At 61.0% G+C, this 10046-nt stretch carries 9 protein-coding genes; 2 read left to right on the top strand and 7 right to left on the bottom strand.

What is annotated here, in order from left to right; all coding sequences use genetic code 11:
- Positions 1–686: 686 nt before the first annotated feature.
- The 4 genes from EN925_RS00920 to EN925_RS00935 form a co-directional block, all read right to left on the bottom strand.
- Positions 687–3191 (bottom strand): phage/plasmid primase, P4 family, encoded by a 2505-nt coding sequence (locus tag EN925_RS00920; RefSeq protein ID WP_164766138.1) that lies wholly within the window; start codon positions 3189–3191, stop codon positions 687–689.
- A 74-nt stretch (positions 3192–3265) separates the two neighbouring features.
- Complete coding sequence (locus EN925_RS00925) at positions 3266–3511, bottom strand: AlpA family transcriptional regulator (protein WP_245460873.1); 246 nt, start codon at positions 3509–3511, stop codon at positions 3266–3268.
- An 86-nt stretch (positions 3512–3597) separates the two neighbouring features.
- Positions 3598–4371: a hypothetical protein gene (locus EN925_RS00930; protein WP_127367971.1), complete on the bottom strand. Its 774-nt coding sequence runs from the start codon at positions 4369–4371 to the stop codon at positions 3598–3600.
- A 194-nt stretch (positions 4372–4565) separates the two neighbouring features.
- Positions 4566–5861, bottom strand: coding sequence for an integrase arm-type DNA-binding domain-containing protein (locus tag EN925_RS00935; protein WP_164766137.1), 1296 nt, complete (start codon positions 5859–5861; stop codon positions 4566–4568).
- A 424-nt stretch (positions 5862–6285) separates the two neighbouring features.
- Here EN925_RS00935 and EN925_RS00940 point away from each other — a divergent pair, with 424 nt between their 5' ends.
- Positions 6286–6849 carry a type 1 glutamine amidotransferase domain-containing protein gene (locus tag EN925_RS00940; RefSeq protein ID WP_127384856.1) on the top strand — a complete coding sequence of 188 codons (564 nt, stop codon included), beginning with the start codon at positions 6286–6288 and terminating at the stop codon, positions 6847–6849.
- 43 nt (positions 6850–6892) lie between these two features.
- Here the strand turns inward: EN925_RS00940 and EN925_RS00945 are convergent, their stop codons facing one another.
- A complete protein-coding gene (locus tag EN925_RS00945) occupies positions 6893–7684 on the bottom strand; it encodes a SapC family protein (RefSeq protein ID WP_245469494.1) in 792 nt (263 codons plus the stop codon).
- A 266-nt stretch (positions 7685–7950) separates the two neighbouring features.
- Between EN925_RS00945 and EN925_RS00950 the strand changes: the two genes are divergently transcribed.
- Positions 7951–8220: a hypothetical protein gene (locus EN925_RS00950; RefSeq protein ID WP_064992649.1), complete on the top strand. Its 270-nt coding sequence runs from the start codon at positions 7951–7953 to the stop codon at positions 8218–8220.
- Between the two features lie 72 nt (positions 8221–8292).
- On the opposite strand, the gene EN925_RS00955 is transcribed toward EN925_RS00950, so the two are convergent.
- Positions 8293–8829 carry a GNAT family N-acetyltransferase gene (locus EN925_RS00955; protein WP_245461126.1) on the bottom strand — a complete coding sequence of 179 codons (537 nt, stop codon included), beginning with the start codon at positions 8827–8829 and terminating at the stop codon, positions 8293–8295.
- 11 nt (positions 8830–8840) lie between these two features.
- Positions 8841–10046: hypothetical protein (locus EN925_RS00960; protein WP_164894100.1), on the bottom strand; the 1206-nt coding region annotated here is incomplete at its 5' end.

Here is a 10046-nt window from a genome sequence, read left to right on the forward strand (position 1 = left end):
CAGGCCGGCCTTGGCATATGCGGACCGTCGACCGAGAGAGTTTTGACTAAACGTCAAAGTCAGCGGTATGCGTACTCCTCGCAGCCTTCTGCGAAAGGGCGAGGATATGATGGACTGCCATCGGGTCTAGCATCGATTGGACCCAGGAGCGAAACGTGTGGATGCCGAATATTGTCCACTCCGTTGGGTCATCAGCGACGACGACGACGGTGTAGCTTCGTCCATCTGCAGTGACTTGGAACCCTGAGAAGCCGTCTCCTCCGAGGGAATTTCGCGATCGGAGAGGGGTACGCTGTCGGATCGCCTGTGATACGTGCCGGACGCGCAGGGTAGGGTAGCGCTCATAGAACTGCTCCCACTCTTCACGTTTGTCGGTTTCACCGAGTGCAAGACGGAGATCTGTATTCCGAGAAAGTTTGTCGTTCATTTTTGCTCCTTGCGGTGCCCGGACGACCATCCGCCGGGGCTGGGCGCGGTTGTGACACGCGGCCATGGAGCTGGCACATGCGCCAAGGTGGGACCGCTCGACGAGGTTAGCGCGACCAGCAGTCAGCGGGACGGAGAGCACAGACAGGGGGAGATCATGCGCTTTATGCGGACGCCCTGCTTTGTAACAGAAAGACACAGCCAACCTGCCCCCCCTCTTTTGGGAAAGCAGGACATGCGCATAATCCGCATGACGTCTCTCAGAACGGTGGGGCGTCAACGACCGACCGAGCACTCCGCACGGCGGCCCGGGCATCGGCGGTCAGCCTCAGCCCGATGAACCCGCGTTTTCCGCCGGTGTCGTCATGCCGCTCGCCGCGATCCTTCAAGCTTGAGCTGAACTTCTTCTTAGAAAAGGCGCGTTCATTGGCTGCCCGACACCAGATCATGTAGCTCTCGAAGAGGTCCGCAACGGGTTCCTTGTGGGTCAAATCACGATCGCAACACTCGCTGATCCATCGGCCCAGTAGATCTTCATCCTGCAGATACTCCTGTGTGGCAGCCTTGACCCGGGCAGGTCGCTCCAGTCCGTCTGCGCGCCACTTACTGTACCCATCAATCATCCAGCGCAGGATGGCCGGCGCCTCCTCGCGCAGCTTTCCTTCCAGATTCCGGTCGACGTTCTTCTCGGAAATGGTGACCGTAAACGGCAGCAGATGGATACGTCGCCGAATCGCCTCGTCTACTGTGGTAAAACCGGGCCGATGGTTTCCGGCAATGAATAGCTTGAACTGCGGGAGATACTCAAAGAAGTCCTGCCGCATAAAGCGAGCCTTGATCGGATCGCCACCGGTCATCTGCTTGATCCTGGCCTCAGCCCATCGCCGACCGTCCTCGGTCTCCTGCACCGTGACGAGCCGCGCTCCGCGAAGATCAGCCAATTCGGTCGGGTGCTGCGGCTGGCTGTTGGCGGTCAACGTGTCCGTCGCCGTGGATGTACCGTAGTCACCCAGGATGAATCGGACCGTGTTTACGAACACCGACTTGCCATTGCGACCTGTGCCCCACGCAAAGAACAATGCATGCTCCGACGTTTCGCCGGAGAGGAAGTAGCCGCACATCCGCTGAAGATAGTCGACGTATTCCTGATCGCCGTCAGTCACTTCCGACAGAAAGCGGAGAAAACGTTCGGGCGCAATCCCTTCACCTGCGGGGCCAACGCGGGCCATCTTCGTGCAATGCGCACTGGGATCGTGCGAAAGCACTTTTCCCGTATCGAGGTCGACGATGCCGTCCGGCGTGTTCAACACCCTCAGGTCTCCGTCCCAGATCTCTGCCGGCACCGCCAGGCGCCGGTCGGAGCGCGCGAGGCGCTCAACGGCAGCGCTGGTACTCGCCAAGCAGAGCCTGTAAGCTTCAGAAGCTTTGTCAACTCGGCGGGCAGCGTCGCGCGCCAGGTGGCGAACCCGGTCGTGAACGTCAAGGGTCTTGTCTTTTGCCCACCGATGGCCATCCCAAACGAGCCACTGATCCCATTCCGGAACGTAGCGCATGGAGCTGCAGTGCGCCTCGGCAAAAGTCAGCGCCAGGTGCTCTTGGCTGAATGCCGGCGCGCCGTCGACACCGGCAACGCGAGGCGCCGGCTCATTATTCAGGATCGCCTCTGCGAGCGCCCGCTGCGCCGCACGAAACTTGTCGTTCTGGCGGCTGGCATGACCTCCGATCGCCCAGTGGGCGTTCACCAGAAAGGAGAGTGCGAGCTCCAATGGGGCGCCGCTTCGGACACACTCTCCCGCAAAGGCAAGAGAAGCCTCGCTCTCAGTATATCCCGCCTCGTCAAGCGGAACCCTGATCGCCTGACCGTCGCCGCTTAGCCTAACGTCCTTCGGTCCTCGTACACCCAGCCGCGCCTGCATCCGGGCCAAATCTGTCGGAAGATTCGCCAAGTCAGGTACCGAATCCAAATCTCCAGGTGTCAGGTGAGACAACGCGTGCAGGAGATCACGCTGCATCGGGCTTGGGTCCGCCCCGCTGACCTTGTCTGCGAAGTTCGGATGGAACGGCTTGTCGTCTCGTGCCGGTGACGACACCGGCACGACTGTTACAACCGAAAAGGCAGCGAAGTGCTCGAGCGAATAAGTGCGGTCCGAACTGGCTGAAATGATAGCCGCAGTCCGGCCGGTCTTGTGGTTGATGCAGCCCGGAAGGCGCATCATCCGATTCGCGTTTGCAACACCGTCAACTTTTACCAACATTGGCGAGGTCGCTTTGCGTAGCCAAGCGATCAGGGCCTCATTTGCGGATTTCGCTTTCTGCATGTCGCCTGTGGGTTCGACCAAATCCCAGTGCGCCTGAATACCGCGACCGCTGTCCACAATCATCGTGGGCTGTAATGGCATGCTCCCTATTACTTCCAGCGCATGCTTGCGGGCGGTATCATGATCCTCGCCTGCAGGGTCAAGATCAACCTGAAGCCGGGTACGCAGCGCGATCTCAGCTTCCTTTGGTGGGTTTCCATTCCGGGGTGCCCACCCTTCGGGCGGCGCATTGTTGATGACGTAGATATGATCGCCTTCCAGGTTGCTCGCCTGAGCCCATGCTACGGCCTGGTCAATGTCTCTGAAGACGCGGCAGTATGTTGATCGCTGATTTGAGCTGGCGCGTTTGTCAATTCTTACCAAGGCCAGAGGCAGTCGACTTGTCAGGAACGCATGCAAACTGTTGTCGTCCATGCCGTCGCCTTTTTCCGGCGTCATCTCGGGCATGATGGCTTGCTGCCCATCTACCCCTTCGGCCGCTCCAGACGGCACCTCGAGGTGCACAACCTTCGACCCGAGATTCATTGAGTGCCTTTGGCGGCACGAGCCGCGCGCAGCTTGCGCTCGTGTACCCCCTCAAAAGAGTCGCGCGCGTCCAATCGCAAAGCCATCCACTGCTCGATCTCCCGTTCAAGGAAAGCAATTTTATGTGGCCCAAGGGGTACTGGCCTCGGAAACGAGCCTGCCGCGATTTTGCGATAAATGTGCGTTTTGGAGAACGAGATCCGGTCAATGACCTCGTCCATGCTGATAAAGCGATCTGCCACTCTTCACCTCCAGTAACCAGTGACCGGAGGAATGCGTGATGAATGTGCTCAGGGCAAAAGCGCTAACCCGGCGAGGGGTGCAAAGTTTAGCGCGGCCGCATGGCGTTCGAGCATTGGTCGACAGTGTATCCGGGGTCGATGAGCCGGGCCACCTCATACACCATCATGAGAGCCGGTGCCGATGCCCTTTTCTTCACAGTCGACCTCGTTTTCCGTGATGCCTTCAATTTCTTTGCCAGCCTCACGCCATTGTTGACTATCGACCCGTCTTCGTCCGATTGATCGCTCCAGGGTATATCAGTCTCACTTCGGACGTAGTCGAATAGCACGCCGACTAATGCCTTTAGACCGCTGGTCTTGACGCGAACCTCCTTGCCCGCGTCATCCTTCATCGGAGTGCGAAGAGACCTGTCCGTGGTCGTGGGGATAAGGTGCTCGTCCGCTCTCAGGCCAGCTACGGCTCTCTTAAGCAAGCCGCGCAGGTCACGATTGCTGTCTGGTTCCTCATACGACCTGTCGAGATCGAGGTCTATCATTGCCAGATTGACCGACGAATTCTCCAAGGCATGCAAAGCTGATTCCAGCGCCTTTAGCAGCTTTCGATTTGCCGTCCTTTGGCGTGGAGCCGCAGCCTCGATCCCCAGGGCATCTCTGTGCGCTTGTTCGGCTCGCTTCATTGCTTCGAACAGGCTGCTCTCTTTGCCGATTAAGGGCGTATCTCTCTTCGGGTCGCCCGTCGGATTAACGCGCCGAACGCGGCGTGCAACCTCCATCGCGTCCTGAGATGAAATGGTAGTGGTTTCTCCCTCAGATGGTGCACGACATGGATTCTCCCCAACCTCAGCGATTTTCTCTGTCAAGTCGGATGCTCCGGTCGCCAAGGACGTTCGGCCATCCCTTTGTCGGACGATCGATGCTGGCTGTGAAACGCATCTAATAAGCTTTCACGGACATGCAAGGCCGGTGATGCTTTGGCCGTTTACATGTTGAAGCCTGCCGATCTGCTCGCCGCTCCAGCCATCACCGTGGCCACGCCGCCGGCTGCTTTTCCGCTCTAGGCCGCAGTCGATAGCCGCCCTTGGCTACCACGCACAACCACGGTCAGCACGTGTTCAGCATACGCCTGCAGCGCCCGCCGCTTCTCCTCCAGGTAGTCGTGCTTGTTGTAGGTCTTCTGCAACCCCGGCTTGGCATGGCCGAGCACGGCGTCGCGAACTTCCTGGTTGAAGCCCAGATGCGCTAGTCGGGTTTCGCAGGTCACCCGGAAATCGTGGATGCGGTAGTGTTGGAGGATGGCTTCCGGCTTGCCCAGTTCCTTCCGCAGATATTCCTGGGCCAGGTCGTCCAGCGCACGCTTGCCCTGGGAGAAGCCGGCAACTGGAACACGACCATGCCGCGACGAGAAAACAAAGTAGTCGTTGGCGCCGGTCCAAACTGGCAGCCGCTCGAACAAAGCCCAGAGCGGTGCCGACATCGGCACGATGTGCTCGCGACGGCTCTTGAAGCGCTCCTTGCCAAGGTCCAGCCACCGATTGTCTGCATCGATCTCGGAACGCTTGCAAAAGGCCCACTCCGCCCGGCGCTGGCCTGTAAGCATAAGCGTCTGATAGAGCGAGCCAAACGGATAACGCAAATCGTCCGCAGCCATCCAGATCGAGCGGATTTCGATGTCGCTAAGCGCGCGTCCGGCCTCCGTGTTTCGCGCCAGATCGTTTCGCTTCATACCGCTAAGTGGGTTGTTGGCGATGAGCTCGCGGTCGGCCGCCCAGTTGAAGATGCGTGACATCTGCTTGCGGACCTCACGCGCCGTTCCAATCCGGCCGCTTGCAACAATGTTGTCGATGATTTCGTGCACGTCGGATCGCCGGATATCCGCAATCGGTGTGTCACCCAAATGCGGCACAACGTGCAGGCGCAACACCCGCTCGACGTTTGGCCAGCTCGATATGGTCCTTGCTGCGTCCTGCCTTATATGTCGCTCCAATACCGCCGAGAATGTATTTGCCCGCCGCTCTCGCACGCTAGAGGCCAGCTCGGCTCTCGGGTCTGCGCCGGCGCCGGCCTTGCCTAAGATTGCCCGGGCACGCTCTCTGGCGTCTGCCAGACTGACCACCGGCCATCTTCCAAGCGTGATTCGATGCTGTTTGCCGGCTAAATGGCGGCCGGATTCGGTCTGGCCGCCCTCGCCGAGGACCCGGTAGATCACCGAGAAGGATTTCGCCCCTTGATCGGAGACCCGTAGGATTAAACCGGGGCACAAGTCGTCACCGACCTCTAGCCGACCGGTCTTAGGCGGTGTCATGCGTTCAAGGAACTGGTTCGTAAGGCGCTTCTTGCTGGTCGTGGCCATTTGCTCCCCCGGGTATCCGGGTCCTCTTCGTTGATCGTTCGCCGGGTTTCCGAGGGGAGCCGCAGGGCGCGGTTTTCGACGGAACTCGACGGAACTGATCGTTCCGCTCCCCGCGCCCATAGACAATCGTTTTCTGGATGAAGGAGTTACTTGGCGTGACGAAAAGCGTCGTCGAATCAATGGGTTGCCAAGGTTGGGGTCGAGCGTTCGAATCGCTTCACCCGCTCCAATTTCCTCTAAGGAAATCAAGCATCGAAAAGCCGCGGTCCGCCGCGGCTTTTTCGTTTTTGGACATTGTCGAACTGGGAGCTTGGGCCGAACTGCGCTTCGTCCATCCGCCTCTCATGTCACATAAAATTACAGCCAGGAACGCTTCCCGCCTCGCCTCGTTAGCCCTCCACCACCTAACGATGGAGAAAAACCAATGCAGGATATTTCCGGTAAGCGCGTCGCTATCCTTGCGACAAACGGGTTCGAACGATCCGAGCTTGAAGTTCCGCTCAAAAAATTACGCGAGGCGGGCGCCGAGGTCGATGTCGTGTCGCTCGCAAGCGGCAAGATCAAAGGCTGGGACCTCAAGGACTGGGGTCGGGAGATTCCTGTCGACAAGACGTTGGATGAGGCGCGGTCGGACGACTATGACGCGATCGTCCTGCCTGGCGGGGTCATCAATCCGGATCTGCTGCGCGTCGAGCGAAAGGCCCTGGACTTCGTCGAATCGTTCTGGTCGGCCAAGAAGGTCGTCGGCGCGATCTGCCATGCGCCCTGGCTTCTCGCCGAGACCGGCATCGTAAGGGGTCGCCGGGTCACGTCTTACAAATCGATCAAGACCGATGTGATCAACGCCGGCGGTCTGTGGGAGGACACCGAAGTCGTCACCGACCAGGGGCTCGTCAGCAGTCGCAATCCCGGCGATCTCGACGCGTTCTGCGACAAGCTCGCCGAGGAGATCAGGGAAGGGCGGCACGACAGAAGGGTTGCTGCCTAGCCGCCTGTCCGCCCAGACGATCGACCGCGCAAGCTTTTCACAGTCAGCCCTTCGCCCCATCCGCCTTCCGCAGCGATGCCTGATGCACCAGCGAGGTCCAGCTGTTGGTCGAGGCGAGGTGGCAATAGAGCAGGCCGAGCGCGCCTGATTTGCGCAGGTCGAGAAACGCCTCGTCGCTCAATTTGTTGAAGGCCGGCTCGTCGATCACCTGGAAGTCGGTGAGGTTGAGCACCTCGCCACCCTCCAGCGTCACCTTGCTCTGGCGCGGCGAAAACAGGCCGTGCGCATCGATCTTTTCGACCATCTCGCGGGTGGCTCGGAAGTCGATCTGGAACTGGTTGCAGAAGGCGAGCGCCTGTCTGGTCGCTTCGGTCGGCTCGTTGCCGGCGAAGAACGGCAGGATCTTGTCGTCGCGCAACGGCGCCAGCAGCTGGTCGACGATGCGATTGCTGGCCCGGTCGGCGCACAGCGTCAGCCGGCCGGCCGATGTCGGGTCTTCGGCCAGGATGAAAGGATAGCGCCGGACATAGGCGGGGATGTAGTGCGGCCCGGTCCATTTGCCGTCGGCATCGACGAACAAATTCTCGTTCTGGCGCACGCCGGTGATGATCACCGGCGACTTGGCCGGGCCGATGAAGACGATCGGGTAGGAGCGCATCGCCGCCGGCATTTCCGACGCGACCACCGGAATGGCGTGCGCCGAGCGGGCGAAGCCGAAGTCACTGCGCGCGGTCAGGCCAAGCGAGCCGTGCCGCGCCGGATTGAGCGCCTCGGGCCTCGAATAGAACAGCGGCAGCGCATCGCCCGTCACGTCCGTCTTTGCATCCGCCATCATCCGTCTCCCGCACGCCCATCAGGCTGCCAATGGTCCCGAAGCCGGGATCTATGCTTTGTTTGCGCTGATCTTGGATCGAAAGGAATCCCGCGCAGGACAAAGTACTACAGCGTCTCTTGCGCGCATAAAAGGACAGGCGGTGCTGTATCTTTGGGATTTGCGGCGATCGATTGTCTTGGGGAACACGACCGCCGCCTGCCCGCCTCTGGACAGCTTGCGGCGAAGCGGCGACAGTGCCGCCTGCAAGGTGGATTGAGGTTGATAGCATGGCGTCGGTATCGGATTTCGAGCAGGGACAAACCTTCACCATCGAAGCCGGGGGCAAGCAGATCCCGCTCGAACTGAGCGCGGTCAAACCCATCGCCGCCAGCCCGCGCCCGGGCGGCGGTTTCTCGCTGCTGTTCAGAGGCCCGCGCGACATCGCGCTGCCGCAGGCGACCTACCTTTTCACCGGGGAAAGCGGCAGCCACGAGATCTTCATCGTGCCGGTCGCCGCCGATGCGGCCGGGCGGCTGTACGAAGCGGTGTTCAACTAGGCGACGTTTGCTTTTTGAGGCGACGCTTGCGCTGCGGCGCGAAACCTTGACGCCAGCGGGACAGCCATCGTCTCACCCCGCCCCGCCCCTCGGCGCCGCACACGCCATCAGATCGTATACACCCTTGTCCTCGACCACCGCAAAACCGAGCCTGACATAGAGCCACCTGGCCGGATTGTGCTTCTCGACATGGATCGATACTGATTTGCCGGCTAACCATGCCTCGTCGATGAGATCGCGCAGCAGTGCGGTGCCGTAGCCCTTGCGGCGATGATGCGGCAGGAAGGCAATGTCGATGATGCGGTGCTGGCTCGGCCAGCGCTCGATATAGAGGCGGCCGATGTCCAGCCCGGCGCGTTCCACCACCAGCCAGTCGGCCTCGGGATAGTGTTTTTGGTAATGCGCGTGCTGCGCCTGGAACTGCATGCCGAGGAATTCGGCCTTCTGTGCCTCGGTCCACGCCGTCACGGCGAGTTCTTCCACGCGCGTCGAGGCATAGAGCCGCGACAGGAACGGCAGATCCGCCTCTGTCGCGGCGCGGAAGCCGAGCCCGGCCTTCTCCGACCGGGACCAGGCTGCGAGCCGATACGCCTGCTTCGCCTCTGTCACGCTGCCTGACGTCAGACCGGCGGCGTCAGGTCGCGCACGACGACGATCTGCTTGAGGTTGCTGGTGGCCAGCGCCGTCCACGTCCACTCCCATTCGGAGCTGTCCATGGCCATCTGGTTGATGGTCCACAGACCATTTGTGCCGTCGTTCTGGACCATCATCGAGAACAGGGCAAGGCGGCCATCGGCATTGTAATCGAGCGACAGGCGGGTGTTGGCGCCCGAGCCGCTGAAATCGCGCCATCCCGACCAGTTCTGGGTCGCGGCGTCATATTGGGCGTTGAAGGAGTGGACATGCTGCTGGTCGGAGGCGACCAGCATGATGTCGCCATCGCCCTGGATGCCGGCGCAGAGCGTGTATTTGGGGACCCTGCTGTAGCCGGGCGTCGCCCAGGCCGTCCAGGTATCGGAGCCGGCCGGCAATTGCTTGGTGTGCAGGACCTGGCCTTGCTGCGTCATGGCAAACAGATTGGTGCCGCCCAGCGGACCGACAATCGGCGCCATTTCCGTGAAGGGGTAGCCGGCGTCGATCTGCACCCATGGCGTCCAGTCGGCGACCGTCAGCGCCTGGGCCTTGGCCTGCTGGCAGCGATAGAGATGGAGGGCGGAGTTGATGCCGAACAGCGCGATGCGGCCGTCTGCCTGGCGCAGCGCCGTGATCGCCACGAGCTGCCCGGTCAGCTGGATCCAGGCGCTCCACGGCTGGACGGGCGGCCTGAGCTCGTCGACGGTGACGACGATCGGCGTCGTCGTGCCGGGCGGCGTGATGGTTTTCTGCACTTGAACAATCACATCCGGGTTCTGGTAGATCCACCAGATGCGGCCCAGATTGTCGGTGAGGAAGATTTCGACGCGGCCATCGGCATCGCGCGCCATCGTCAGTTTCTGATAGGAGGTGGCACCGGGCGGTGTGCCAATGCTCATCGGCGCGGTCCATTTCTCGACCGGGCCGATCTGGTTGGCGTCCTCGGTGATGAAGGACAGGTTGGTGGTTCCCGATGGCTGCGCGACCACCGCGACGCGGCCGTCCCTGGTCAGCCCCGCCGTCATGATCACCCAGGCGCCGGGCGCGATGAACGACCAGGCCGAAGGCCATGGCCCGTTCGGCGAAAGCTGCGCCTTCTGGATCAACTGCCCCTTGGCGGAATCGATCCCCACCACCATCAGCCGCGACAGTTCGAAGAACGAAGCGCCGGCCGGCTTGTGCTGGTAAATGGG

This window comes from Mesorhizobium sp. M7A.F.Ca.US.006.04.2.1, assembly GCF_004022915.1.
Lineage (GTDB): Bacteria > Pseudomonadota > Alphaproteobacteria > Rhizobiales > Rhizobiaceae > Mesorhizobium > Mesorhizobium ciceri.

What these genes read in the sequence shown, in the direction of transcription:
- EN925_RS00920 (WP_164766138.1), bottom strand. Translation starts at nt 3,191, where the DNA reads ATGCCCGAGATGACGCCGGAAAAAGGCGACGGCATGGACGACAACAGT.
- EN925_RS00950 (WP_064992649.1), top strand. Translation starts at nt 7,951, where the DNA reads ATGGCGTCGGTATCGGATTTCGAGCAGGGACAAACCTTCACCATCGAA.
- EN925_RS00945 (WP_245469494.1), bottom strand. Translation starts at nt 7,684, where the DNA reads ATGATGGCGGATGCAAAGACGGACGTGACGGGCGATGCGCTGCCGCTG.
- EN925_RS00935 (WP_164766137.1), bottom strand. Translation starts at nt 5,861, where the DNA reads ATGGCCACGACCAGCAAGAAGCGCCTTACGAACCAGTTCCTTGAACGC.
- EN925_RS00940 (WP_127384856.1), top strand. Translation starts at nt 6,286, where the DNA reads ATGCAGGATATTTCCGGTAAGCGCGTCGCTATCCTTGCGACAAACGGG.